This is a genomic window from Lysobacter helvus (assembly GCF_018406645.1).
GTDB lineage: Bacteria > Pseudomonadota > Gammaproteobacteria > Xanthomonadales > Xanthomonadaceae > Noviluteimonas > Noviluteimonas caseinilytica.
Map to the genome: position 1 here is coordinate 822,162 of NZ_AP024546.1, position 23,786 is coordinate 845,947.

The 23,786-nt window shown below is 69.7% G+C and carries 24 protein-coding genes, 1 other RNA gene and 1 pseudogene; 6 read left to right on the forward strand and 20 right to left on the reverse strand.

Going from position 1 to position 23,786, the window contains the following annotated elements; all coding sequences use genetic code 11:
* Nucleotides 1–258: 258 nt before the first annotated feature.
* Nucleotides 259–1,584, forward strand: a complete 1,326-nt coding sequence (locus LYSHEL_RS04120; RefSeq protein WP_213435935.1) for a vanadium-dependent haloperoxidase — start codon at nucleotides 259–261, stop codon at nucleotides 1,582–1,584.
* Nucleotides 1,585–1,628: 44 nt separating this feature from the next.
* On the opposite strand, the gene rnpB is transcribed toward LYSHEL_RS04120, so the two are convergent.
* Nucleotides 1,629–1,977: RNase P RNA component class A (gene rnpB / locus LYSHEL_RS04125), an RNA gene on the reverse strand.
* Between the two features lie 37 nt (nucleotides 1,978–2,014).
* Nucleotides 2,015–2,845 (reverse strand): 16S rRNA (cytidine(1402)-2'-O)-methyltransferase, encoded by an 831-nt coding sequence (gene rsmI / locus LYSHEL_RS04130; protein ID WP_213435937.1) that lies wholly within the window; start codon nucleotides 2,843–2,845, stop codon nucleotides 2,015–2,017.
* 235 nt (nucleotides 2,846–3,080) lie between these two features.
* On the opposite strand from rsmI, the pseudogene LYSHEL_RS04135 reads away from it, so the two are divergent.
* The 3 genes and pseudogenes from LYSHEL_RS04135 to LYSHEL_RS04145 form a co-directional block, all read left to right on the forward strand.
* Nucleotides 3,081–4,376: pseudogene (locus LYSHEL_RS04135) on the forward strand (penicillin-binding protein activator); the annotation flags it as partial.
* On the forward strand, nucleotides 4,360–4,749 hold the full coding sequence (locus LYSHEL_RS04140) for a YraN family protein (protein ID WP_407075157.1): 390 nt from the start codon (nucleotides 4,360–4,362) through the stop codon (nucleotides 4,747–4,749). The pseudogene LYSHEL_RS04135 and the gene LYSHEL_RS04140, both read left to right, overlap by 17 nt.
* Before the next feature lie 68 nt (nucleotides 4,750–4,817).
* Complete coding sequence (locus LYSHEL_RS04145; protein ID WP_213435941.1) at nucleotides 4,818–5,657, forward strand: hypothetical protein; 840 nt, start codon at nucleotides 4,818–4,820, stop codon at nucleotides 5,655–5,657.
* A 4-nt stretch (nucleotides 5,658–5,661) separates the two neighbouring features.
* Here LYSHEL_RS04145 and thiL read toward each other — a convergent pair whose 3' ends face one another.
* Genes thiL through glyA form a run of 11 tightly spaced genes read right to left on the reverse strand, consistent with a single transcriptional unit; the run spans nucleotide 5,662 to nucleotide 13,776 of the window.
* On the reverse strand, nucleotides 5,662–6,570 hold the full coding sequence (gene thiL, locus LYSHEL_RS04150) for a thiamine-phosphate kinase (RefSeq protein ID WP_213437568.1): 909 nt from the start codon (nucleotides 6,568–6,570) through the stop codon (nucleotides 5,662–5,664).
* Between the two features lie 53 nt (nucleotides 6,571–6,623).
* Nucleotides 6,624–7,079, reverse strand: coding sequence for a transcription antitermination factor NusB (nusB, locus tag LYSHEL_RS04155; RefSeq protein ID WP_213435943.1), 456 nt, complete (start codon nucleotides 7,077–7,079; stop codon nucleotides 6,624–6,626).
* Nucleotides 7,076–7,549, reverse strand: a complete 474-nt coding sequence (gene ribH, locus LYSHEL_RS04160) for a 6,7-dimethyl-8-ribityllumazine synthase (RefSeq protein ID WP_213435945.1) — start codon at nucleotides 7,547–7,549, stop codon at nucleotides 7,076–7,078. The genes nusB and ribH overlap by 4 nt, the downstream gene beginning before the upstream one ends.
* A gap of 28 nt (nucleotides 7,550–7,577) precedes the next feature.
* A complete protein-coding gene (gene ribB / locus LYSHEL_RS04165; protein ID WP_213435947.1) occupies nucleotides 7,578–8,684 on the reverse strand; it encodes a 3,4-dihydroxy-2-butanone-4-phosphate synthase in 1,107 nt (368 codons plus the stop codon).
* Nucleotides 8,681–9,292 carry a riboflavin synthase gene (locus tag LYSHEL_RS04170; protein WP_213435949.1) on the reverse strand — a complete coding sequence of 204 codons (612 nt, stop codon included), beginning with the start codon at nucleotides 9,290–9,292 and terminating at the stop codon, nucleotides 8,681–8,683. The genes ribB and LYSHEL_RS04170 overlap by 4 nt, the downstream gene beginning before the upstream one ends.
* Complete coding sequence (locus LYSHEL_RS04175; RefSeq protein WP_213435967.1) at nucleotides 9,292–10,056, reverse strand: class I SAM-dependent methyltransferase; 765 nt, start codon at nucleotides 10,054–10,056, stop codon at nucleotides 9,292–9,294. Before LYSHEL_RS04175 ends, LYSHEL_RS04170 begins: the two co-directional genes overlap by 1 nt.
* Nucleotides 10,053–11,126: a bifunctional diaminohydroxyphosphoribosylaminopyrimidine deaminase/5-amino-6-(5-phosphoribosylamino)uracil reductase RibD gene (gene ribD / locus LYSHEL_RS04180; RefSeq protein ID WP_213437569.1), complete on the reverse strand. Its 1,074-nt coding sequence runs from the start codon at nucleotides 11,124–11,126 to the stop codon at nucleotides 10,053–10,055. Before ribD ends, LYSHEL_RS04175 begins: the two co-directional genes overlap by 4 nt.
* Before the next feature lie 54 nt (nucleotides 11,127–11,180).
* Nucleotides 11,181–11,594: a hypothetical protein gene (locus LYSHEL_RS04185; RefSeq protein ID WP_213435969.1), complete on the reverse strand. Its 414-nt coding sequence runs from the start codon at nucleotides 11,592–11,594 to the stop codon at nucleotides 11,181–11,183.
* Between the two features lie 2 nt (nucleotides 11,595–11,596).
* A complete protein-coding gene (gene nrdR / locus LYSHEL_RS04190) occupies nucleotides 11,597–12,112 on the reverse strand; it encodes a transcriptional regulator NrdR (RefSeq protein ID WP_213435971.1) in 516 nt (171 codons plus the stop codon).
* Between the two features lies 1 nt (nucleotide 12,113).
* A complete protein-coding gene (locus LYSHEL_RS04195) occupies nucleotides 12,114–12,521 on the reverse strand; it encodes a hypothetical protein (RefSeq protein ID WP_213435973.1) in 408 nt (135 codons plus the stop codon).
* Nucleotides 12,522–12,525: 4 nt separating this feature from the next.
* A complete protein-coding gene (gene glyA / locus LYSHEL_RS04200) occupies nucleotides 12,526–13,776 on the reverse strand; it encodes a serine hydroxymethyltransferase (protein ID WP_213435976.1) in 1,251 nt (416 codons plus the stop codon).
* Between the two features lie 158 nt (nucleotides 13,777–13,934).
* On the opposite strand from glyA, the gene ettA reads away from it, so the two are divergent.
* Together ettA and pyrF are read left to right on the forward strand one after the other, a co-directional pair.
* Entirely contained in the window at nucleotides 13,935–15,596 is a 1,662-nt protein-coding gene (gene ettA, locus LYSHEL_RS04205; protein WP_213435978.1) for an energy-dependent translational throttle protein EttA, read from the forward strand.
* 11 nt (nucleotides 15,597–15,607) lie between these two features.
* Nucleotides 15,608–16,423 (forward strand): orotidine-5'-phosphate decarboxylase, encoded by an 816-nt coding sequence (gene pyrF / locus LYSHEL_RS04210; RefSeq protein ID WP_213435980.1) that lies wholly within the window; start codon nucleotides 15,608–15,610, stop codon nucleotides 16,421–16,423.
* Here the strand turns inward: pyrF and LYSHEL_RS04215 are convergent.
* Genes LYSHEL_RS04215 through LYSHEL_RS04245 form a run of 7 tightly spaced genes read right to left on the reverse strand, consistent with a single transcriptional unit; the run spans nucleotide 16,420 to nucleotide 23,785 of the window.
* Entirely contained in the window at nucleotides 16,420–17,280 is an 861-nt protein-coding gene (locus LYSHEL_RS04215) for a glycosyltransferase family 2 protein (RefSeq protein WP_407075158.1), read from the reverse strand. The genes pyrF and LYSHEL_RS04215 overlap by 4 nt on opposite strands.
* Nucleotides 17,277–18,119, reverse strand: a complete 843-nt coding sequence (locus LYSHEL_RS04220; RefSeq protein WP_244858661.1) for a glycosyltransferase family 2 protein — start codon at nucleotides 18,117–18,119, stop codon at nucleotides 17,277–17,279. Before LYSHEL_RS04220 ends, LYSHEL_RS04215 begins: the two co-directional genes overlap by 4 nt.
* Nucleotides 18,116–20,374, reverse strand: a complete 2,259-nt coding sequence (gspD, locus tag LYSHEL_RS04225; protein WP_213435982.1) for a type II secretion system secretin GspD — start codon at nucleotides 20,372–20,374, stop codon at nucleotides 18,116–18,118. Before gspD ends, LYSHEL_RS04220 begins: the two co-directional genes overlap by 4 nt.
* A gap of 14 nt (nucleotides 20,375–20,388) precedes the next feature.
* On the reverse strand, nucleotides 20,389–21,165 hold the full coding sequence (locus LYSHEL_RS04230) for a general secretion pathway protein GspN (protein ID WP_213435985.1): 777 nt from the start codon (nucleotides 21,163–21,165) through the stop codon (nucleotides 20,389–20,391).
* Complete coding sequence (gene gspM / locus LYSHEL_RS04235) at nucleotides 21,152–21,793, reverse strand: type II secretion system protein GspM (RefSeq protein ID WP_407075159.1); 642 nt, start codon at nucleotides 21,791–21,793, stop codon at nucleotides 21,152–21,154. Before gspM ends, LYSHEL_RS04230 begins: the two co-directional genes overlap by 14 nt.
* The gene (locus tag LYSHEL_RS04240; protein WP_213435987.1) at nucleotides 21,774–22,943 is read right to left on the reverse strand and encodes a PilN domain-containing protein; all 1,170 of its coding nucleotides are present in this window, start codon (nucleotides 22,941–22,943) and stop codon (nucleotides 21,774–21,776) included. Before LYSHEL_RS04240 ends, gspM begins: the two co-directional genes overlap by 20 nt.
* Nucleotides 22,940–23,785, reverse strand: a complete 846-nt coding sequence (locus LYSHEL_RS04245; protein WP_213437573.1) for a type II secretion system minor pseudopilin — start codon at nucleotides 23,783–23,785, stop codon at nucleotides 22,940–22,942. The genes LYSHEL_RS04240 and LYSHEL_RS04245 overlap by 4 nt, the downstream gene beginning before the upstream one ends.
* Nucleotide 23,786 lies beyond the last annotated feature (1 nt).

A 23,786-nucleotide genomic window follows, 5' to 3' on the forward strand; every position in this document is an offset into this window, starting at 1 on the left:
TAGGCTTGACCCACAGGGTTGTCAACAGCTTGTTGGGTGAATTTTTCGTTTTGGCATCAATGGCTTGCGACGAACTTCAGAGTCTTGTTCAAGAGTTATCCACTAGCTGTTGTTTCGTCTCAAATTGTGAGATTCGGGCCCGTCCCCGGGAGGCGGGTTCATGAGGGAGACAGACTGAATGGGCGACCCCTCACCCCGGGCCAACGGACACCCCGCCATGGTCGGTTCCCCCCCGCCCGACCCGGAGTCCCCCTGCCGATGCCGACCCCGCCGCCCCATCCCACCGACCGCCCCCGCCGACAGCGCGGCGCGATCGTCCTCACCGCCGCCGGCCTGGCCGCCCTCGGGATCGGCGTGGTCGCGACGCGGGCGCTGGACCGGGGCCATGCCCCCGATGCGGTGTCGGAATGGAACGCCATCGGCATCGATGCCGGCGCATCGCTCGAACGCGGCATGTCGGAACAGCGCGAGCTGGCCATGATGCACCTGGCGATGCACGACGCGCTCAATGCAATCCGCCCGGTGTACGCGCCGTACGCCGCCGGCCTGGGCGAACATCCCAACGCGTCGCCCGAAGCCGCGATCGCCGCCGCTGCGCACGACGTGCTCGTCGCAACGGTGCCCGGCAAGCGCGCGGAACTCGACGACGCCTACGCCAGCGCGCTCGATCGCGTCGGCGCCGGCCCCGCGCGCGAAGAAGGCGTGCAACTCGGACGCAACGCCGCGCGCAACATCCTGGCGTTGCGCGCGCACGACGGCAGCGATCGCGCGGATGTCGCGGACGTCGCCCAACCCGGCATCGGCAAGTGGGAAACCACGCCGCCCAATCACTTGAAGGCGCTGTTGCCCGGCTGGCAATACGTCACGCCGTTCGCGATGAAATCCGCGGATCAATTCCTGCCGCCGCCGCCACCCGCGCTCAAGAGCGCCGAATACGCGCGCCAATACAACGCGGTCAAGGCGCTCGGCGCGGAGAACGGCAGCACGCGCACCGCGGCGCAGACCGAACAGGCGCAATGGTGGGCGGGCAACGCCGGCGACAGCTGGAACGACATCGCGCGCGACACGATCGCGCAGCGCGAACGCCAGGGGCGCGATGCATTGCAGCTGTGGCGCAACGCGCGCACGTTCGCGATGCTCAACATCGCGATGGCCGATGGCTACGTGTCCGGCTGGAACGCGAAGTACAAGTATCGCCACTGGCGTCCCGTCACCGCGATCCCGCGCGGCGACCTCGACGGCAATCCCGCGACCGTGCCCGACGCGAACTGGATGTCGTTCCTCCCCACGCCCGAGCATCCCGAATATCCCTCGACGCACAGCATCCTGTCGGCGGCCGCCGCGGCAGCGTTGCAGTGCGCCCTGGGCAGCGATCGCATCGACGCCACCGAAGACAGCCGCAGCAAGTACACGCAGGAGCGTCGCCATTTCACCAGCCTCAAGGCGACCGCGGACGACGTGGCGATGTCGCGCCTGTATGCGGGCGCGCATTTCCCGATCGCGAACACGAACGGGCTGATCGAAGGGCGGCAGATCGGCGAACTGGTGTGCAAACAGACGCTGCAACCCGTGTCGAAGCACTGAATCGCCCGCCCACTAAAAAGGCCCGCTTGCGCGAGCCTCTTTAGTGGCGGAGTTGGCCGATAAGCCGGGTTCTGTCGTGAGCAGTCATTCCTCTAGGCGCATCGTCACCGATACGCTCGAGCAGCCTACCCGGACCCGACGCGGGCCGCGTCATGAGGTCCCTATTTGGCCTTGCTCCCGGTGGGGTTTGCCGTGCCGGTCCGTTGCCGGACTCGCGGTGCGCTCTTACCGCACCATTTCACCCTTGCCTGATCCCTTGCGGGCCATCGGCGGTATCTTTCTGTTGCACTTTCCGTCGGCTCGCGCCGCCCAGGCGTTACCTGGCACCGTGCCCTGTGGAGCCCGGACTTTCCTCGGCATTCTTGCGAATGACGCGACTGCCTGGCCGACTCCGCCGGGGCGGATTGTGGCAGCTTCGGCCGGGCAGCGCTCAGGAGCCGTAGAGCGCCTTGCGCGGCGCGCCGCTCAGGTCGGCGGCGAGTTTGGCCGCGGTCGACGGCGGCAGGTGTTCGCCGAGCTTCGCGTACAGGCGCTTGCCTTCGGCGATGCGCGCATCGGCATCGTCCGCGGCGCCCTGCACCAGCACGACGAATTCGCCCTTGCGCTGGTTGGGATCGGCGGCAATGCGGGCGCGCACGTCATCGAGCGCGCCATCGAGGACGGTCTCGAACAGTTTCGTCAGCTCGCGCGCCACCACCACGCGGCGGTCGCCGCCGAACACCGTCCCCATGTCGGAGAGGGTTTCCTCGATGCGATGTGCCGATTCGTAGAACGCGAGCGTGCGCGTTTCGCTGGCCAGCGGTGCGAGGCGTTCGCGGCGCGCGCCCGCTTTCGCGGGCAGGAACCCTTCGAAGGCGAGCCGGTCGCTCGGCAACCCGGCCACGCTGAGCGCAGCGACGAACGCACACGCCCCCGGCACCGGGCTCACCGCCACGCCCGCCGCGCGGGCCGCGCGCACCAGCCGGAACCCGGGGTCGCTCACCAGCGGCGTGCCCGCGTCCGACACCAGCGCCAGCGATTCGCCGCCGAGCAGGCGCGCCACCAGGCGCTCGGCCAACTGCTCCTCGTTGTGTTCGTGCAGGGCCACCAGCGGCCGTTCGACGCCGTAATGCGCGAGCAGCTGGCGCGTGTGCCTCGTGTCTTCCGCACAGATCGCCGCGACCGCGCGCAGGGTGTCCAGCGCGCGCGGCGAGAGGTCGCCGAGGTTGCCGATCGGCGTGGCGACGACGTGAAGTGTTCCGGGGCGTGTCGCAGTCTGCATGGGGATCCGGTCGGGAAACGCGAATGACGACGGCCGGCTTCGACGGACGACGGGTAGAATCCTAGCCGCTTCCCAGGGAACGCCGCGTACGCGGCCGAGGATCCGAATGCACGCGAGCTTCGAACGGACACCGCGCTCCGCGCACCACCCCGCACTGCGGGCCTTGCTGCTGGGCACGCTGTTCGCGGCCGGCCTGGCCGGTTGCGCCTCGGTTTCGGTGCAGCGTCCGGCGGAGGCCTCGCACCAGGCGATGGATCCCGCCTTCGCCCAGGCGCGCGAACTCGCGCAGGCGGCGGCCAAGCAGACCGGCCAGGCGCAGGCCGACACCCACGCGCAGATCAACAAGCTCCTCGCGGGCCTGGACGATGCCACGCTGTCGCGCGATGCCGCCGCGCTGCCCGCCGGCGATCCGCTTTACATGTATGCCGGCCAGGCGCTGCTGCGCCGCGGCCTGCCGTTGCCGCGCCCGTTCGATCGCGGCGGCTGGAAGTTCGATGCGCGCCCCGCCGCCGACAGCGATGGCTATCGCCCGCCGGTGAAGCTCGCGGTGCTGCTGCCCCTGTCCGGCAGCCTGGCGCCCGCCGCCGCGCCCGTGCGCGATGGTTTCCTCACCGGCTACTACGGCGAATCGCGCCGTCGCCCGGAAGTCACCTTCTACGACACCGCCGGCACCGCCGCCGGTGCCGTCGCCGCGTATGCCAAGGCGTCCGCGGAAGGCAACGACTTCGTGGTCGGTCCGCTGGGCCGCGACGAAGTCAGCGCAGTGTTCCGCGATGCGCAAAGCGGTGCGTCGATGCTGGCGCTCAATCGCACGTCGGTGGCGCCGCCCGCGGGCAGCGCGAGTTTCTCGCTGTCGCCGGAAGACGACGGCATCGCCGCGGCCGATTACCTCTTCGCGCGCAAGGCGCAGCGCGTGCTCGTGCTCGCCGGCTCCGAGGAAGGCATGCGTCGCGCGGTCGTCGCGTTCCGCGATCGCTTCGCGCAACGCGGGGGCACGGTGGCGGAAACCTTCGACGTCGGTGGCGACGCCACCACGCAACTCGCGCGCCTGCAGGCGGCGGTGCAGAAGGCCGGGCAGGTCGATGCCGTGTTCTTCGCCACGCGTGCGAGCGAAGCGCGCGGAGTCGCCCCGTTGCTTGCGTCCGCAGGCCTCGGTGGCAAACCGCGCGTGGCGACGTCGCAATTGCTCGCCGGCACCGGCAAGCCGGCCGAAGACGCCGTGCTCGACGGCATCGCGTATCCGACCGAACCGTGGGTCGCGCGCGGCGTGCCGGGCCTGCCGTCGGCGGCAAGCGTGGCGGGTCGGTTGAAGACCGCGCGCGGTCCGGCGGCGCGCCTGTTCGCCTTCGGTTACGACGCGTGGCTGATCACCGCGTACCTGGAAAAGCTCGCGCTCGCCGCCAACGGCGAAGTGCGCGGCGCGACGGGCACGCTGCGCCTGGATGGCGTCGGCAACGTGCTGCATACGCCGGTGTGGTCCACCTTCAGCGGCGGCGTGCCTTCGCCGCTGGCGGATGCCACCGACCGCTGAAGCGCGTCGCATCCCGTATCGCCGCGCGCGCGGCGATGCGGTGGAACGTGCGGCGCGCGACATGCTCGTCGCCGCTGGCCTCCGCGAAATCGCGCGCAACGCCAACTTCCGCGTCGGCGAACTCGACCTGGTGATGCGCGACCACGACTGCCTCGTGTTCGTCGAAGTGCGCTATCGCCGCGACGCGCGCTTCGGCGGCGGTGCGGCGTCGGTGGATGCGCGCAAGCAGCTGCGCCTCGTGCGGGCCGCGCAGGTGTTCCTCCTGCGGCACCCGGCGTGGGCGATGCTGCCGTGCCGGTTCGATGTCATCGAGGCCGAGGGCGACCCGGATTCCCCCCGATTGCACTGGATCCGCGCAGCCTTTTCCGCCTGAAGGGCGCAACGGCACTTGACGTGGCGGGCCTGCGGGCGTCGCATGGCGCATCCCCCAGGGAGTGCGGCATGTCGAGGCGCGGCCATTCCACTGCACTGCTGACCGCCCTGCTCGCGGTGCTGATCACCGCCATCGGCATGTTCGCCTCCGCGCGCGCCGCCGAACCCGCCGCGCCCAAGACCTACCGCGTGCTCTTCGTCGGCAACAGCCTGACCTACGTGAACGACCTGCCCGCGATGGTGCGCGCGCTCGGCGCCGCGCAAGCCGTGCCGGTGCGATTCGAGACGCAGACGTTCGTGGCGCCGGGCGGTTCGCTCGCGGAACGCTGGAAGGACGGCGCTGCAGCGAAGGCCCTCGGCCAAGGCCATTGGGATGCGATCGTGCTGCAGGAACGCGGCGGGCTGATGGCGTGCATGGTCGACCAGGAATTGCGCTCGGGCACCGAGTGCCGCCTGAGCGATCGCGCCCACCGCGAATTCGCCGCGCGCGCACAGGCCGCCGGTGCACGCACGCTGTTGCTCGCGACCTGGGGCCCGGACGATGCGTGGCAGGCGAAGCTGGACCGCGCGGCGAAGCAGATGGCCGCGCGCATCGATGCGGAGATCGTGCCGTCGGGCGCCACGCTGCGCCGCTACGCGAGCAAGCACGGCGACAAGGACACGTTCCCCGACACCGTGCATCCCAGCCTGCCCGCGACGCTGATCATGGCCGCGCAGGTCTATCGCGCCGTCGTCGGCAGCGAAGCGCAGGCGGGCGATGTCACGATCGATTTCGCGTTGCTGCCGCCGCGCGCGGCGATCAAGGCCGACGCACCGATGGAAGCGCAGCCGCAATTGAAGGGCGACGGGAAGACACTGGTGCTGGCCGCATCGGCGGTCGCGCCATTGCTGGCGGAAGCGAAACCCTGAGTCGTCAGCGGAAGTGCGTGTAACCCGCGCGCGACGACGTCCACGGCTGGCCGCCTGACAACGCGACCACGCCGCGCCGTTCGACGATCCGTCCGATGCGATGCACGTCGACGCCCGCCTCGCGCGCAGCCGCCACGATCGCATCGCGCTGCGCCGGCAACGCGGTGAAGCACAGTTCGTAGTCGTCGCCGCCCGTGGCTTGCAAGGCACGACGCGCTTCGGCATCGAACGCCTCGCGCAACGCCTCGGACGCCGGCAATGCATCGACCTCGAGCTCCGCGCCGACATCGCTCGCCACGCACACATGCCCCAGGTCCGCGAGCAAGCCATCCGACACATCGATGGCCGCATGCGCCAACCCGCCCAGCGCACGCCCGAGCGCGACGCGCGGCGTCGGCCGATCCAGCCGCGCGCGCAACGCCGTCTCCACGCCTTCGCCGCCCCGCCATTGCGACAACGCACCGGCCGCATCCCCGAGCGTGCCGCTCACCCACACGTCGTCGCCGACGCGCGCCGCGTCGCGACGCAACACACGCTCCGCTTCGACGAACCCATGCACCGTCACGCACACCGACAATGGCCCGCGCGTCGTATCGCCGCCGACCAACGCGACGCGATGCTGGTCCGCCAGCGCGAGGAATCCATCGAGGAACGCATCGACCCACGCGGCATCGCCTTGCGGCAACGACAACGACAGCGTCGCCCACGCAGGGCGCGCACCCATCGCCGCCAGGTCGGACAGGTTCACGGCCAGCGCCTTCCAGCCGATATCGGCAGGCACGGTTTCGACGGGGAAATGCACGCCCGCATTGAGCGTGTCGGTCGCGACGACGAGCAACGCCTCCGCAGGCAGGCGCAACACCGCCGCGTCGTCGCCGATGCCCAGCTCCACGTCGCCGCGCGCTTCGGCCATCGCAGCCGCGCGTGCGCGGATGCGCGTGATCAGGTCGAATTCGCCGGCGCCGCTCACTTGCGCGCCGCGTCGAACTCCGCCGTGCGCCACGCGGCGGCGGCATGGTCGAGCACGCCGTTCACGTAGGTGTGGCCGTGTTCGGAACCGAAGCGCTTGGTGGTGTCGATCGCTTCGTTGATCACCACGCGATACGGCACGTCGGGGCGATGGCGCAGTTCGTACGTGGCGATGCGCAACGCGGCGCGTTCGATCGGATCGACTTCCTCGACGCCGCGATCCACGAAGCCCGCCAGCGCACCGTCGATGTCCGCGCGATGCTGCATCACGCCCCGCACCAGGTCCTCGAAATACACCAGGTCGGCGATCTCGTGCGCCTGCTCGTGCGCGAACTGCGCGATCACCTGCTCGGCGGTGCCCCCGGACATCTGCCACGCGTAGATCGCCTGCAGCGCACGACGGCGCGCACGCGAACGGTGGACCGGGTCGATGCCGTCACGGCGTCTGTTCAAGGCAGCTTCTCCAGCAGGTTGTGCATCTCGATGGCCGCGAGCGCGGCTTCTTCGCCCTTGTTGCCGTGGCTGCCGCCGGCGCGCGCTTCGGCGTCGGCGAAACGTTCGGCCGCCAGCACGCCGTTGAGCACCGGGATGCGATGGTCGAGCGACACGCGCATCAGGCCTTCGGCGCAGCGGTCGGCGACGTGTTCGTAATGCCGCGTGTCGCCGCGCACGACGCAGCCCAGCGCGACGATCGCGACGTGGCGGTTGGCGGCGGCCAGGCGCGCGGCGACGAGCGGCAGTTCCCACGCACCGGGCACGCGCACGACATCCACCGCGTCGACGTCGACGCCGTTGTCGAGGAACGCGCGCCGCGCACCGGCCACCAGCGCATCGGTGATGCGCGGGTTCCAGCGGCTGGCGATGATCGCGAAACGCGCGCTGGGCGCGGCACGCAGGTCGCCTTCGAAATGCGGGGGAGTCATGGGATGGGCGTTCGAACGGGGCGGCAGTTTAGCGCGCGGGCCATTCCACATGCGCCACGATCTCCAGCCCGAACCCGGCCAGCCCCACCTGCTTGCGCGGGGTGCCGATCACGCGCAGCCGGCCCAGGCCGAGGTCCGACAGGATCTGCGAGCCCGCGCCCGTGCGGCGCCATTCGGCCAGGGCACCGGCGCGACCGGCCGGGGCGTGGGGCTGTTCGCGGATGCGCGCCAGCATGGATTCGGCGTCCTGCGGCTCGCCCAGCAGCACCAGCGCGCCCCGCCCTTCGGCGGCGATGGCCTGCAGCACTTCGCCCACCGCGGGCCCGAAATCCGGGCGGCGCCAGTGCACCGCATCGGCCAACGGATTGAGCGCGTGCACCCGCACGAGCGTAGGCACCTCGCGTTGCGCTTCGCCGCGCAGCAGCGCGAAGTGCAGCGCGCGGCTCAGCCGGTCGCGGTACGTGTGCAGCGTGAAGGCGCCATGTTCGGTGTCGATCGCGCGCACGTCGACGCGTTCGACCGTGTGTTCGGTGGCGAGGCGATGGCGGATGAGGTCTTCGATCGAACCGATCTTCAGGCCGTGCTCGCGCGCGAACACTTCCAGTTCCGGCCGGCGCGCCATGCTGCCGTCGGGATTGAGGATTTCCACCAGTACGCCCGCCGGTTCGAAGCCGGCGAGTTGCGCCAGATCGCTCGCCGCTTCCGTGTGGCCCGCGCGGCTGAGCACGCCACCGGGCTGCGCCATCAGCGGGAAGATGTGGCCCGGTTGCGAGAGATCGCTCGGCTGCGCATCGGGCCGCACCGCGGTGCGCACGGTATGCGCGCGGTCGTACGCGGAGATGCCCGTCGTCACGCCTTCGGCCGCTTCGATCGACACGGTGAAGTTGGTGCCGTGCGGCGAGGTGTTGTCGCGCACCATCGGCGGCAGGCCGAGCTGGCGGCAACGCTCGCGCGTGAGCGACAGGCACACCAGGCCACGCGCGTGCGTGACCATGAAGTTGATGTCGGACGGCCGCACGAGCTCGGCCGGCATGATCAGGTCGCCTTCGTTCTCGCGGTCTTCGTCATCGACGATGACGACCATGCGGCCGGCGCGGAGTTCGTCCAGCAGTTCGGGGATGGAAGCAAAACTCACGAGGCATCCTTGGCGGAAAGCAGGCGTTCGACGTAGCGCGCGAGCATGTCGACTTCGAGGTTGACCGCATCGCCCTCCTGCGTCTCGGCGAACGCGGTGTGGCCGAGCGTGTGGGGCACCAGCGCGACTTCGAAGCCGGCGTCGTCCACCGCGTTGACGGTGAGGCTGACGCCATCGACGCAGATCGAGCCCTTCGCCGCGATGTAGCGTCGCAGGGCGGCAGGCGCCGCAAACACCCAGCGCTGCGCGCGGCCGTCGTCCCACGTGTGCACGACGCTGCCGACGCCGTCGACGTGGCCGCTGACGAGATGACCGCCGAGGCGATCGGTGGGACGCATCGCGCGTTCGAGGTTGAGCGCGCGGCCGACCGGCAACGCGCCGAGCGTGGTGAGCGCGAGCGTTTCGTTCGACGCATCGGCTTCGAAGCCCTGCGCGTCGAACGCCACGACGGTGAGGCACGTGCCGTTGACGGAAATGCTTTCGCCCATCCGCACGTCCGCGTCCCTGCCCCACGCCAGCGTGCCGACGTCGATGCGCAGGCGCGCATCGCCGCCGCGCATCTCGCGCGACGCCAGCCGGCCGACGCCTTCGATCAATCCGGTGAACATCAACCCGCCTTCCTGCGTGCATGCACGAACAACGGCCAGCGCAGCGTGCGCACGGTGGCGGGATCGCCCCACGCGGCTTCGATGGCGGGCGTGAATGCGGCGACGGGATCGTCGCCGCCGTGCGCATCGCGATACCGCTTCGTCGCGGAGTAACTGGAGAAGTAGCCGAGCATGCGCGGCAGCGTCCACTCGGCGACGAGGTCCATCGTCGGCGTGTCGATCGCGTCGAACGGCCACGCGAACGACGCATACGCTTCATCGATCAGGTCGCGCTCCGGCGGCCAGTACGCTTCGATCGTGTCGCGGAACGGATCGAGGACGCCATCGACGCCGGGCGGCGCGACGAGATCCTGGTAACCCCACGCGAGCAGCACACCGCCGGGCCGCAGCACGCGCACGCATTCGGCGAAGAAGCGCGGGCGATCGAACCAGTGCAGCGCCTGCGCGACGCACACCGCATCCACGCTCGCATCCGGCAACGCGCAGCGTTCGCCCGGTTCGACGGAAAAGGTGACGTTCGCGGGCCCGCGCGCCTGCGCGATCTGCGCGGCGCTCGGGTCGGTGGCGTGCACGCGGGCGAACAGCGGGGCGAGATCGCGACTGGCCTGGCCGCTGCCGCATCCCGGTTCCCACGCGAGCACACGCGGCGAGACCACGGAGGCGATCCAGTCGAACAGGGCCGCGGGGTATTCGGGTCGCGCGTGGGCGTACTGGGTGGCGACGGCGGAGAAATGATCGGCGAACGTGGGGGCGTTCATGTTCATGGGCTTGCAGGGGGCTCCGGTTGCAGCAACACGCGCACGTCGGTGCCGATGCGGCGGGTCTCGACGATGCGCAACGTCAGGCGTTCGGCCATCGCGTCGATCTGCAGGCCGTCGAACAGGGGGCGCGCGCGTTCGCCCAGCATCACGGGCGCGACGTACAACAGCAGTTCGTCGACCAGGCCCGCGCTGAGAAAGGCACCGGCGAGCGTCGCGCCGGCTTCCACCTGCACTTCGTTGATGCCGCGTTCGGCGAGCATCGCGAGTACCGCCTGCAGGTCGAACTTGCCCTCGTGCACCGGCACGGCCACGTGGTCGGCTTCCACGCCGCGCGGCATGCGCGCATCGGGTGCGTGCACGTACAAGGTGGGCGCGCCGCCTTCGCGGATGTGGCCGCGCGCCACCGTCGCCAGTCCGGGATCCAGCACCACGCGCACCGGCGGCACGAATGGCGTTTCGTCACCGAGGCGCACGGTGAGTTGCGGATCGTCGATCAGCACGGTGCCCGCACCGGTCAGCAAGGCGCCGGCGCGTGCGCGCCACTTCTGCACGTCGCGCCGCGCGGGTTCGCCGCTGATCCATTTCGAATCGCCCGACGCCAGTGCGCTGCGCCCGTCCAGGCTCGTTGCCAACTTCACGCGCACCCACGGCCGTCCGCGCTCGATGCGCGACAGGAACCCGCGATTCATCACCCGCGCCTGCGCTTCCATCAAGCCGGTCTCGACCGTGATGCCGGCGGCGCGCAAGCGTTCGAAGCCGGCGCCGTCCACTTGCGGGAACGGATCGCGCATCGCGCCGACGACGCGCGACACGCCGGCGGCGATCAACGCATCGGCGCACGGCCCCGTGCTGCCGACATGCGCGCAGGGTTCCAGCGTCACGTACGCGGTCGCACCGCGCGCGTGTTCGCCCGCGGCCTGCAACGCGATCACCTCCGCGTGCGGCCCGCCTTTCTTTTCATGCCAGCCGGTGCCGACGACTTCGTCGCCCTGCGCGATCACGCAGCCGACCATCGGGTTCGGCCGCGTGGTGTACGCGCCACGTTCGGCGAGGCGCAGGGCCCGCGCCATCATCGCGTAGTCGGTCGCGGAGAACGTTGCTTTGCTGGGATCGGTGCCGGTCACGGGTTACTCGCTGCGCGAATAGGCGCCGCGTTCGGCGCCCTTGCGGAAGGCATCCATGTCCCAGGGCCAGCTGGGGACGAGGTCGTTGCCGTCGATGCGCAGGTGCATGCGCTCGAATTTCATTTCCGGCATCTGGTCGGGGAACGCCATGTCTTCGACCACCAGGTCGATGCCGTCGCCCGCGCGTTGCCACTTGCCCTTCGCGAAGAGGTCCAGCGCGCCGTAGCTGAAGAACCACGCGAACGTGTTGTCGTCGCGGAGCAGCAGGCCGGAGCCCGTCTCCATCACGCCGTCGAGGTGGTATTCGCCGGAGAGGTTCGCGGGCGCGGGGGCGGGCGTCGCTTGTGCGTGCTTCGCAGCCAGCACGGGGGTGGCGGCACACACAGCGAGGAACAGGACCATGAGCCAGCGCAACATGCCTACCTCCGTCGGGTCTTTTCGACCGGTTCGCCTTCCAGCAGTGGCAACTGGCCCTCGCCGGGCAAGTCGCGTTCGAGCCGATCGAGTTCTTCGCGGAAATCCGCGACGTCCTCGAACGAGCGGTACACGGAAGCGAAGCGCACGTAGCCGACGTGGTCGAGCTTGCGCAATTCAGCCATGACGAATTCGCCGACGCGGCGCGACGCGATCTCGCGCTCGGTGGTCATGCGCAGCTGGTGCACGACAGCGCGCACGGACGCTTCGATCTGTTCTTCGGAGACGGGGCGCTTCTGCAGCGCCCGGTCGAAGCCCAGGCGCAGCTTGCGCGCGTCGAAGGCCTCGCGTCGGCCGTCGCCCTTGATGATCAGGGGCAACTTCAATTCAATCGTTTCGAGCGTCGAAAAGCGCTCGCCGCAGGCTTCGCACTCGCGTCGCCTGCGGATCGTCGCCCCATCCTCGCTCACGCGCGAGTCGATGACGCGCGTGTCGACGTGCTGGCAGAAAGGACAATGCATGTCAGGTCCGCCGCGCGATCGCGCGCTCGATGGTGAGATGGATGGCCGCAACGGCCAGCGGGGTGGCAAGCAGGAAAGGCCTGAAGCCCTGCTCGCCTAGCATCATCGCAACGGCCGCCCACGCCACCATCGCGACACCGATCCACATGGCCACGAACATCCATGCAGGCGTGCGGCGCAAGGCGTCCCGCCCGCGGAAGACGAAGCGGAATACGACACTCGTGCCGATCAGCGCGATGATCCCGGTGCTTCCCAGCGCCACGACCTCCCACGAGATCCCTGCCAGACCTTGCGCCAGCCCGCCCATCAGCACGAACACCGACGAGATGAGGCTCAGCGCCAGCGCATAGCTGCCGAGCATCAGCTCGACCGCGACGGCGACCCGGCTCACTGGCTCGAGATCGCGCATCCGCTCAGCCGTACACCGGATAAGCCTTGCACTGCTTCGTCACTTCATCCCGCACGCGCTTGATCACGTCTTCGTCCTTCGGCGCATCCAGCACGTCGCAGATCCAGTTCGCCAGCGCCACGCATTCGGCTTCACCGTAGCCGCGCGTCGTCACCGCCGGCGTGCCCAGGCGCAGGCCCGACGTCACGAACGGCTTTTCCGGATCGTTCGGCACCGCGTTCTTGTTCACGGTGATGTGCGCCTTGCCCAGCGCGGCTTCCGCGTCCTTGCCGGTGATGCCCTTGCCGATCATGTCGACGAGCATCAGGTGGTTTTCCGTGCCGCCGGAGACGATCTTGTAGCCGCGCTGGATGATGGTCTTCGCCATCGCCTGCGCGTTCTTCACGACCTGCTGCTGGTACGCCTTGAACTCCGGCTCCAGCGCTTCCTTGAACGCCACGGCCTTCGCCGCGATCACGTGCATCAGCGGACCGCCCTGGATGCCCGGGAACACGATCGACTGCAGTTTCTTTTCGAGTTCTTCGTTCGCCTTGGCGACGATGATGCCGCCGCGCGGACCGCGCAGCGTCTTGTGCGTGGTCGAGGTGACGACGTGCGCGTGCGGCACCGGGTTGGGATACACGCCCGCGGCGACGAGGCCGGCGACGTGCGCCATGTCGACGAACAGGTACGCGCCCACCTTGTCGGCGATCGCGCGGAAGCGCGCCCAGTCGACCACCTGCGAGTACGCGCTGAACCCGGCGACGACCATCTTCGGCTTGTGCTCGAGCGCGAGGCGTTCGACTTCGTCGTAATCGATCATGCCCTTGTCGTCCACGCCGTACTGCACCGCGTGGAAGAGCTTGCCGCTGATGTTGACCTTCGCACCGTGCGTGAGATGGCCGCCATGCGCCAGCGACATGCCGAGGATCGTGTCGCCCGGCGACAGCAGCGCCAGGTACACGGCCTGGTTGGCCTGCGAACCCGAATGCGGCTGCACGTTGGCGTAGTCGGCGCCGAACAGCTGCTTGCAGCGGTCGATCGCCAGGCGCTCGGCGACGTCGACGTATTCGCAGCCGCCGTAATAGCGCTTGCCGGGGTAGCCCTCGGCGTACTTGTTGGTGAGCTGGCTGCCCTGCGCTTCCATCACGCGCGGGCTGGCGTAGTTTTCCGACGCGATCAGCTCGACGTGGTCTTCCTGGCGGCGGTTCTCGCCGGCGATGGCCTGGGCGAGTTCGGGGTCGAAACCTTCGATGCGGCTGTCGCGGGGGAACATCGGCTGTCCGTCGGGCGTGGGGAGGCGCGAAGTTTACCGTGGCATGCCCGCCCCCCACGCCCCCGGGGGCAGCCCCTCCCCTATAATCCGCGGCCATCCTGTTCGACTCAGCGCGGCCTGCCCCGGCAGGACCCCCTGCGCCCGCCTGCGGAGCTCCAATGCAATACATCTACACCATGAACGGCGTGTCCAAGACGGTCCCGCCGAAGCGCCAGATCATCAAGGACATCTCGCTGTCGTTCTTCCCGGGCGCCAAGATCGGCCTGCTCGGCCTCAACGGCGCGGGCAAGTCGACGGTGCTGAAGATCATGGCCGGCGTCGACACCGACTACAGCGGCGAAGCCCGCCCGCAGCCCGGCATCAAGGTGGGCTACCTCGCCCAGGAGCCGCAGCTGGACCCGGAAATGACGGTCCGCGAGGCCGTGGAAGAAGGCGTCGGCGAAGTCCTGCAGGCCCAGGCCGCGCTCGACCGCATCTACGAGGCCTATGCCGAGGAAGGCGCGGACTTCGACAAGCTGGCCGCCGAACAGCAGCGCCTGGAGTCGATCCTGGCCGCCGGCGACGCGCATACGCTGGAAAACCAGCTGGAAGTCGCCGCCGACGCGCTGCGCCTGCCGCCGTGGGACGCCATCATCGGCAAGCTCTCCGGTGGCGAGAAGCGCCGCGTCGCGCTGTGCCGCCTGCTGCTGCAGAAGCCGGACATGCTGCTGCTCGACGAGCCCACCAACCACCTCGACGCCGAGTCGGTGGAATGGCTGGAACAGTTCCTCGCGCGCTTCCCGGGCACCGTCGTGGCCGTCACCCATGACCGCTACTTCCTCGACAACGCCGCCGAGTGGATCCTCGAACTCGACCGCGGCCGCGGCATCCCGTGGAAGGGCAACTACACCGACTGGCTCGTCCAGAAGGGCGATCGCCTGAAGCAGGAAGAGTCCTCCGAGAAGGCGCGCCAGAAGGCGATCCAGAAGGAACTCGAGTGGGCCCGCCAGAACGCGAAGGGCGGCCGGTCGAAGGGCAAGGCCCGACTGGCCCGCATCGAAGAGCTGCAGTCGGTCGACTACCAGCGCCGCGCGGAAACCAACGAGATCTTCATCCCGCCGGGCGAGCGCCTGGGCAACAAGGTGGTCGAGTTCAAGAACGTCTCGAAGAAGTTCGGCGACCGCCTGCTGATCGACGACCTCAGCTTCAGCGCGCCCCCGGGCGCGATCATCGGCATCATCGGCCCCAACGGCGCCGGCAAGTCGACGCTGTTCCGCATGATCATCGGCCAGGAAAAGCCGGACTCCGGCACGATCGACATGGGTTCGACGGTCAAGCTGGCGTACGTGGACCAGAGCCGCGACGCGCTCACCGGCAACCACAACGTGTTCCAGGAAGTGTCCGGCGGCGCCGACATCCTCAACATCAACGGCATCGAGATCCAGTCGCGCGCCTACATCGGCCGCTTCAACTTCAAGGGCCAGGACCAGCAGAAGATGGTCGGCACGCTGTCGGGCGGCGAACGCGGCCGCCTGCACCTGGCCAAGACGCTGCTGCAGGGCGGCAACGTGCTGCTGCTCGACGAACCCTCGAACGACCTGGACGTCGAAACGCTGCGCGCGCTCGAAGACGCGCTGCTCGAATTCCCGGGCAACACGTTCGTGATCTCGCACGACCGCTGGTTCCTCGATCGCATCGCCACGCACATCCTCGCCTTCGAAGGCGACTCGCACGTGGAGTTCTTCCAGGGCAACTACCGCGAGTACGAGGAAGACAAGAAGCGCCGCATGGGCGCGGAAGGCGCGCAGCCGCATCGCCTGCGCTTCAAGGCGCTCAAATAAGGAGACACCCGATGGGCTTCATGCAGGCGTTGAAGGCACGATGGGCCGACAGCGGTTCCCTCGTCTGCGTGGGGCTCGATCCGGAGCCGGCGAAGTTCCCGAAGGACTTCGCCGGCGACCCCGAGGCGGTCTACAACTTCTGCGCGGCCATCGCCGACGCCACCGCCGAGTACGCGTGCGCGTTCAAGCCGCAGATCGCGCACTTCGCGGCGCTGCGTGCCGAAGGCGCGCTCGAACGCCTCATCGCACATTTGCACAGCAAGCATCCGGGCATCCCGGTGATCCTGGACGCCAAGCGCGGCGACATCGGCAGCACGGCGCAGCAGTACGCGCGCGAAGCCTTCGAGCGTTACGCCGCCGACGCGGTGACGGCCAACCCCTACCTCGGTCGCGATTCGGTGCAACCCTTCCTCGACCACGCCGATCGCGGCGTCGTGATCCTGTGCCGCACGTCGAATCCCGGCGCCGGCGATCTGCAGGACCTCATCGTCGACGGCCGTCCGCTGTACCGGCACGTCGCCGAGAAAGTGGCGCGCGAATGGAACGGCAACGGCAACTGCGCGCTGGTCGTCGGCGCGACGTGGCCGGAACAACTGCGCGACGTGCGCGCGATCATCGGCGACATGCCGATCCTCGTGCCGGGCGTCGGCGCGCAGGGCGGCGATGCGGAAGCCGTCGTGCGCAACGCGGCGACGGCCGACGGCACGGGCCTGCTGGTGAGTTCCTCGCGCGCCATCCTCTACGCCTCCAGCGGCGCGGATTACGCGCAAGCCGCAGCGAAGGCGGCGAAGGATCTGCGCGACACCATCGCGCGCGCCCGCGGCTAACCGCCCAGGCGCACCCGCGCCACCGCGCGCACCAGCGCGAACGGAAAGCGGCCCCAGATCATCGCGAACACCGCCGCGCGCTGCGCCAGCGTGCGTTGCGGCGCTTCGAACTTGCGGAAGTACCGCCACAGCCCGCGATGCTTGTGCCATTCGACGAACATCGGCCGCGCGCGCGAGGACACGCCACGCAAGTGCACGACCTGCACGTCGTTCGCCACCGCGACGGTCGCACCGAGTTGCCGCGCGCGCCGGCACAGGTCGAGGTCTTCGGCATGCAGGCGGTACGCGGGATCGAAGCCGTCCAGCCGTTCGAACAACGCGCGCGGGAGCAACATCAACGCGCCGGAAATCGCATCGACGCGTTGCAGGGGTTCGTCCGGATCCATCGCCACGCCAAGCTTCGCGCGCTGCGGATCGCGCAGCATCGCCGCGAAATCGGGATCGGCGCGCCGCGCGGCGGCGTCGCGCGTCCCGAGTTCGTCCACCTGGTCCGCGCCGACGAGCGCCGCACCGCCGAGGTCTTCGGCGGCTTCGCGCATGCGGCGCAGGGTGTCGGGGGCGACGAGGCAATCCGGGTTGACGAATGCGACCCACGCGCGGTCGCATTCGGCGGCGCCCTGGTTGCACGCGACCCCGAAGCCCGGGTTGTCGGGATTGGCGACGAAGCGCACGCGCGGATCCGCGGCGGCGTGGCGCTGCATGATCGACAGCGTGTCGTCGCGCGAGCCGTTGTCGACGATGCGGATCTGGCCGACATCCTCGGCATCGCGCAGGCGTTGCAGGCAATCGTCGAGCGTCGACCCGCTCTCGTGCGCGACGACCACGGCAGCGATGTCGCCCGACAAGGGCGCGCTCACTGGAACAGTTCCCGTTGCGGGGCGGGCGGGCCGATGGTCGCCAGCGTCGCCTGCAGGTCTTCGCGCAACGCACGCATCGGATCGCCCATCAGGAAATTCGCCAGGCGCGCGTGCCACGCAGGCCAGCGCGCAGCGAGTGCGTCCATGTCGCCGTCGAACGGCAGGCCTTCGCCGCCGCGCGCGACGTACGCGGTTTCGCACAAGGCGTTGCGCCAGCCCAGGCCCGACAGGCGCAACGACAAGTCGACGAGCGCGGCGTGCCACGAACCGTAACTCGCGGCATCGAGTCCGCCCGCGCGCTTGCGCGCCGTGCCGCGCAAGGCGACCGCGTGGCCGACGGCGGCGGGCAGTTCGGGATGCAGCGGCGGCATCGCGGCGCACGCGCGCGCGATGCGTTCGAGGTCCGCGGGCACCGGTGCGATTTCCCCGATGCGGGGCCATGCGGAGGTTTCGCCCGCGTTGCACCAGGGCGTGGCGGTACCGATCGCCGCATCGCGCGCGAAGCACGCGGCGAGTTGCGTCAGCCAGCCGGGCGTGGGTTGCGCATCGGGCGCGAGCACGACGACGTCCGCATCGCCGCACGCGGCCAGCGCTTCGTCGAGGTGCGCGACGTCACCGACCATGCGTTGCCGCCGCGTGTAATGCGCCTGCATCGCGGTGCGTGCGAGCCAGGCTTCGATGATCGCGTGGGCGCGCGGGCCGGCGCGCGCATCGTCGGCCAGCCACACGCGCGTGCCCGGCGGCGAGCCGGCCTCGAGCGCGCCGAGGCACGCATCGAGGGCGTCGTCGTCGACGCCTACCGGCAGCAACACGACGGGCAACGCGGCCGGCGTGCTCACTTCTTGTACAACGGCTCCAGCGCACGGAAACGACGGCCGTATTCGTCCGTCAGGTCCGCGGCTTCCTGCGGGCTGCGGATGACGGTGGCCGTCAGCAGCACGATGACTTCGGTGCGGTCGGTGCGCGTGGTCTGCGTGCCGAACAGGCCGCCGATCCACGGGATGCGGCTCAGGCCCGGCACGCCGGACGAACCGCGCGTCACGCCGTCGCTGATCAAACCCGCGAGCATGATCGTGTCGCCGCTCTGGATCGCGGCTTCCGTCTTCAGGCGACGCGTATCGATGCGCACGTTGCCGTTCTGGTCGGCCTCGCTGCCGGGCGAGCTGACTTCCTGCACGAGGTCGAGGAACACCACGCCGTCCTTCGTCACGCGCGGGCGCACCTTGAGGATCGTGCCTGTGTCGAGGTACTGCACCTGGCTGATCGTGCCGGAGGTGTTGGTATCGGGGTTGAAGCTGACCGACGAGATCGGGATGCGGCTGCCGACGTTGAACGTCGCTTCGGCGTTGTTGCGCACCACCACCGAGGGCGTCTGCAGCAGGTTGACGTCCGACACCGTGTCGAGCGCGCTGATCACGGCGAGCGCGTTGCGGCCGAGGAACGTCCAGCTCAGGCCGCCGCTGGAGTTGCCCGCGCCGTCGAGGCTGATGCCGCCGATGCTGCCGGCGGTGTCGCCCACGATCGTGCGGTTCTGCGCCAGCGCGCGCAGCGTGGGATCCGGGATCGCGTTCTCGAAGAACCAGTTCACGCCGTAGCGCAGCAGGCCGCTCAGCTTCACTTCGGCGACCTGCGCTTCGATGTGCACCTGCAGCGGCATGACGTCGAGGCGTTCGATCACTTCGCGGATCGACTGCCATGCGCCCGGGTTGGCGCGCACGAGCAGCGTGTTGGTTTCGTCCACCGCGGACACGCCGACCGAATCGCCGTTGACCTGCAGCGTCACGCTGCCGTTGTTGTTGCCGGTGCGCGGTTCGAGCGCGAGCGAGCCGCCGCCCAGGCCGCCGCCGCTGCCCTGGCTTTCGTTGCCGAGGGAGGCGCTGCTGTTGCCGGTGTCGTCGACGCCGCTGTCCTTGATCTCGGTCGATTCCAGGCCCGGCATCAGCGACGGCGCGCCGGTGTTGGCGTTCTGGTTGTTGCGGCCGCCGCCGAACACTTCGGACAGGCGATCGGCGAGTTCCTTCGCCTTGACGTACTTGAGCTCGTAGGAGAACAGCTGCACTTCGCCGCCCGCGCCTTCGATGCGGTCGAGCCAGGCCTGGATGTCGTCGAGGTACTTGGGCTGCGAGGTGATCACCAGTACGGCGTTGGCGCCGTCCAGCGGCAGGAAGCGGAACATGCCCGCCACCGGGGACTTGCTGGTTTCGCCGAACACCTTCTCCAGGTCCGCGACCACCTTGCTCGCCTTGCCCGACTTCAGCGGGAACACGCCCACCGACATGCCCTGCAACCAGTCGACGTCGAAGATCTCGATCGTCCGCATGTAGTTTTCGAGTTCCGAACGCGTGCCGCCGATGGTGATGACGTTGCGTGCGTTGTCGGTGGTGATGATCGCGTTGGGGCGCGCGTACGGCTGAAGCACCTTCTTCATCTCCTCGGCGGAGATGTATTTCAGCGGCACCACGCGCGCCTCGTAGCCGCGCGCGAGCGCGGGCGATCCGGTGCGCGGCGCGACGGTGCCCGACAGCGCGCTGTCGGCGGCGACGATGTTGTAGCGCCCGTCGGCGTACACCATGCGCGCGTTGTTCCAGCCCAGCACCTGTTCCAGCAGCGACATCGCCTGCGCCGGGCTCACCGGGCGCGGCGTGGACAGCGTCACCGTGCCCTGCACGCCCGGCGCGATCACGTAGTTCTGCCCCAGCATGTCGCCGAGGATCGCCTTGACCACGGCCTGCAGCGATTCGCCTTCGAAGTTGAACGTGGCCGCGCCGCTCGTCCCGCCGAGGTTCGGCGGTGGCGCGCTGGCCGCGCTGCGGTTGATCACCGTGCCGCTGCCGCGGCGGATCTGCGCATGCGGCGTGCCGTCCGCGGTGGACGCGGGCGCCTGCTGCTCCGGCGCATTGGCGATGACGGTGCCGGTGCGCGGATCGAGGACGGTGCTGCCGGTGGTCGTTTCGGCGGCTGCGTTCGCGTTCGCGCGGGCGGCTTCGGCGCGGCCGTCGCGCGAGACCGTGGCGACCGGCGTCGTGGAGCAGCCGGCCAGCACGACCACGGTCGCGGCGAACACGAGCGTCGCGAATTGGGTTCGAAGGGTCATGGCACGCTCTCTGGTCATTTCCGGGCCGGGGGCTGTTGCTGTTGTTGTTGCTGCGATTCCTGCCGCAGCTGGGCCCTGCGCGCTTCGATCCGCTTGCGGATCGCATCCATCTGCGCTTCGGGTGTCATGGGTGCATCGGGAAGCGTTGAACCGGTGGTCGGCGGCTTGCCGCTGGCATCGGGTGTCGGCGGTGGCGGCGCCACTTCGGGGGTTTCGACGTCGGGCGCGGGCTGCACCGGATTCACCGCAGCCGTCGGCGTGGTGCGCGACGCGGTCGGCGGTGCACCGGTGGTGCCATCGTACGTGCGCAGTTCGAGGCGCTTCTGGCCTTGCGGGCCTTCGAACGTCGCCGCGCGCGGTTCCAGCGACACCAGGCGCCAGCCCTGCGCTTCGGCCGGCGATTCGTCCTGCTTCATGCGGATCGATTCGCCGCCCGCGGCGGGCTGCACGATCGCCATGTGGAAATCGGGCGTGAGCAGCACGCTGGTGAGCACGAAGTCGAACGCCTGCGCCGGTTCGCCTTCGCCCGCGGGCTGCAGCGAGAACGGCTGCGGGCGGCGATCCTCGGAGAACAGCGGACGCGTGCCAACTTCGGCGTACTGCGACAGCGGGCCGATGCGTTCGGGCTGCGTCTTCGGCGCGACGGGCAGCTTGCGCACGAGCGAGGGATCTTCCGGCAGGCGTGCGATGTGCGCGCCCATGCCGGCAAGCGAGAGCACCCACACGAGCAGGCCCCAGCCGGCGACCGTCGCCAGCAACCAGGTGCGCGGACCGGCGTCAGCGAACCGCATTCGGCGCTCCCGGACGACGGTTGGTGGGCGCGGGCGGGCGCGGACGGATGTAGCCGAACATGTCGAAGCTCACGTCGAGCCCGCCGCTGCCGGAACGATTCTGCCCGGGCATGAAGAAGTAGCGCTGCGCGAGGATGTTGAGGTTGTCGACGAACACGCGCGGGCTGCCGCCTTCGAGCGAATGCATCACCGCCGCCAGTTCCGGCGCGCCGCAGCGCAGGCGCACCTGCACGGTCACGCGCGGGAAGCGTTCGGGGCGCACGTCGGACATCGGCGAACGATTGGTGATCGCGCAGCTCTTGTTGCCGGGACTGGCCTGCGCGACGACGGCTTCCAGGCGTTGCACGAGGCCGGCGGTGGCGAGTTCGGGCGTGGCTTCGGGCAGGAACCCGGGGCGCGTGCGCTGGTCGGCTTCCACCTGCACCAGGCGCTTCTCGACTTCCGGCGCCTGCGCAAGCTCGGTGCGCACGCGCAGGTCGCGTTCCTGCAGTCCCTCGATGCGCGTGTTTTCTTCCAGCATCGGCGCGGTCCACCACGGGTGGAGCAGCACGAAATAGGCGAGCGCGAGCGCGGCCAGCAACAGGCCGAGCGCGAGCCAGCGGTCGCGGTCATTCGGCAGCGGCGGCACGCGCGGGCTCCTGTCGGTTCTGGACTTGCGGGGCGTTGACAGCGAGTTCGGCGGTCAGCGTGAAACGATCGCGGCCCGAACGCGGATCCGGCTGCAGTGCGCCGGTGAGCGCGGGCGCGCGCCACAAGCGCGAGCCTTCGAGGCGACCGACCAGCGAGGACGCTTCGCTGCTCAGGCCGATCAGCGTGAGGCGGTCGTTTTCGATCGCGACCTTTTCCAGGTACGTGGTGTCGGGCAGGCGACGCGTGAGTTCGTCGAGCACTTCGATCGCGCTCGGGCGGCCGTTGCGCGATTGATCGAGGAACGTCTGGCCATCCACCGCATCGACGAGCCGCTGGCGACGCATCGCCGCGGTGCGCGCCTGCGCGCTGCGCGCGTTGACGTCGGTTTCGAATGCGTCGGCCGCGGCGCGGCGGTTGTCGAGCACCTGCCACAGGCCGGCGCCGAGCGCGATCAACGCGACCGCACCGAACACCCAATGCCACGTCGCGAACGGATCGGCGCGATGCCGGCGCTGCGCGGGCGGAAGCAGGTTGACGCCGATCGGCGCGCCGCTGCCATCGGACAGGTCGACGCCGGCGAGCGTGGAGGCGATGCCGCCGAGTGCGTCGAGACGCGGCTGGATCGAGGTGAGCGGGACGACGACCAGTTCGACTTCCAGCTGGCCGTCGGCGGCGCGGCGATCGAGGATGCGCGCATCGAACGCGGCGGTCTGCGCGGTGAACGGGGTCTGCCGGTCGATCTCGAACGAGACCACGTCGCGCAGGCGTTCGGCCGCGGCGGCGGGCAAGGTCATGCGACGACGCAGGCCGGCGGCGGCGGGCATCACCAGCCAGCGCGGCAGGTCGACGATGGCCGGTGCCAGGACGACGGCGAGCGGATCGGCATCGATGCCGAGGTCTTCGCCCGCGGGCAGGCGACCGACATCGCGCAGCACCGGACCCTGCATGCCGTCGACGGTCTGCAGGCGCAAGGTGAGCGCATCGGGTTCCTGCGACAGGAGCAGGCGATCGCGACCCAGGCCGAGCGCAGCACGCCAGCGCACCGGCAGCCACGCGGCGAGTGCGCGCGACCACCATGCGAAAAAGCCACCGGCGCCCGGACGCACACGGGCGTTGATGCGGCCGATCCGGTCGCGCAGTGCGTTCATCGCAGCGATGCTCCCTCCTCCCAGCGCAGTGGCGTGTAAGCGGAACCCGGCAAGCCGTTCCCGCCTGCGCGCACCACGACCCGAAGCATCGCCTCGCGTCCATCGCGAAGGCGTGCACGGCTGTCGATACTATACGTACCGCTGCCACCACTCACGAGCGGTTCCCCGCCCTCCAGCATGGGCGCGGGCGCGCCTGACGATGGATCCCAGGCGCGGCGCCGACCGATCACGCTCTCCGGATCGACCCCCATCGCCTGCAACACCCCACTCGATGCGAACGCGGGATCGGGGCGCGTGCGGCCGCTGTAGACGGTGAGCTCCGGTTCGAGCTTCGCGTACAGCGCGGGGGTCATGCCGAGGACCTGTTCGAGTTCGGCGACGCTTTCGAACGGGGCGTCCTTCGCGCCGTAATGGCGTTCGGCCGCGGCGTAATCGGGATCTTCCGCGCCGCCCGCGGGCTGCGTCAGGCCATCGGGATCGCGCCAGTCCAGCACCGCCGACGCAAGCAGTGCGGCCTGCGGTTGTTCGAGTCCGCCGACCTGCATGAACAGGTTCGACAGCAGCGTGGCATCGGCCTGGTTGAGGTCGATCTTGCCGTTCTCGTCCGTCAGCGTGACCTGGACCTGCGCACCGTCGAATGCCCATTGGTACGGCTGGCCATCCGGGCGCCACTGGCGCTTGGGATCCGGATCGGCCACGCGCACCAGCGCGTATTCCAGGCCCGCGCGCGCGGCCTGGTCGGCGATCACGCCGCGGTGCAGCACGCGCCCTTGCAGGCCTTCGATCTTCGCGGTGAGCGCGAACGCGCCGATCAACGCGGTGAGCAGCACCACCAGCCACATC

Excerpts from the sequence above, each read along its gene's own strand:
- pyrF (WP_213435980.1), top strand. The coding sequence starts at position 15,608 with ATGGGCTTCATGCAGGCGTTGAAGGCACGATGGGCCGACAGCGGTTCC.
- rsmI (WP_213435937.1), bottom strand. The coding sequence starts at position 2,845 with ATGCAGACTGCGACACGCCCCGGAACACTTCACGTCGTCGCCACGCCG.
- LYSHEL_RS04170 (WP_213435949.1), bottom strand. The coding sequence starts at position 9,292 with ATGTTCACCGGATTGATCGAAGGCGTCGGCCGGCTGGCGTCGCGCGAG.
- LYSHEL_RS04230 (WP_213435985.1), bottom strand. The coding sequence starts at position 21,165 with ATGCGGTTCGCTGACGCCGGTCCGCGCACCTGGTTGCTGGCGACGGTC.
- ettA (WP_213435978.1), top strand. The coding sequence starts at position 13,935 with ATGCAATACATCTACACCATGAACGGCGTGTCCAAGACGGTCCCGCCG.
- LYSHEL_RS04120 (WP_213435935.1), top strand. The coding sequence starts at position 259 with ATGCCGACCCCGCCGCCCCATCCCACCGACCGCCCCCGCCGACAGCGC.
- LYSHEL_RS04185 (WP_213435969.1), bottom strand. The coding sequence starts at position 11,594 with ATGTTGCGCTGGCTCATGGTCCTGTTCCTCGCTGTGTGTGCCGCCACC.
- LYSHEL_RS04175 (WP_213435967.1), bottom strand. The coding sequence starts at position 10,056 with ATGAACATGAACGCCCCCACGTTCGCCGATCATTTCTCCGCCGTCGCC.
- LYSHEL_RS04195 (WP_213435973.1), bottom strand. The coding sequence starts at position 12,521 with ATGCGCGATCTCGAGCCAGTGAGCCGGGTCGCCGTCGCGGTCGAGCTG.
- LYSHEL_RS04245 (WP_213437573.1), bottom strand. The coding sequence starts at position 23,785 with ATGTGGCTGGTGGTGCTGCTCACCGCGTTGATCGGCGCGTTCGCGCTC.
- glyA (WP_213435976.1), bottom strand. The coding sequence starts at position 13,776 with ATGTTCCCCCGCGACAGCCGCATCGAAGGTTTCGACCCCGAACTCGCC.
- nrdR (WP_213435971.1), bottom strand. The coding sequence starts at position 12,112 with ATGCATTGTCCTTTCTGCCAGCACGTCGACACGCGCGTCATCGACTCG.
- LYSHEL_RS04140 (WP_407075157.1), top strand. The coding sequence starts at position 4,360 with ATGCCACCGACCGCTGAAGCGCGTCGCATCCCGTATCGCCGCGCGCGC.
- ribD (WP_213437569.1), bottom strand. The coding sequence starts at position 11,126 with ATGATGGCGCGGGCCCTGCGCCTCGCCGAACGTGGCGCGTACACCACG.
- LYSHEL_RS04240 (WP_213435987.1), bottom strand. The coding sequence starts at position 22,943 with ATGAACGCACTGCGCGACCGGATCGGCCGCATCAACGCCCGTGTGCGT.
- thiL (WP_213437568.1), bottom strand. The coding sequence starts at position 6,570 with ATGGCCGAAGCGCGCGGCGACGTGGAGCTGGGCATCGGCGACGACGCG.
- gspD (WP_213435982.1), bottom strand. The coding sequence starts at position 20,374 with ATGACCCTTCGAACCCAATTCGCGACGCTCGTGTTCGCCGCGACCGTG.
- ribH (WP_213435945.1), bottom strand. The coding sequence starts at position 7,549 with ATGACTCCCCCGCATTTCGAAGGCGACCTGCGTGCCGCGCCCAGCGCG.
- LYSHEL_RS04145 (WP_213435941.1), top strand. The coding sequence starts at position 4,818 with ATGTCGAGGCGCGGCCATTCCACTGCACTGCTGACCGCCCTGCTCGCG.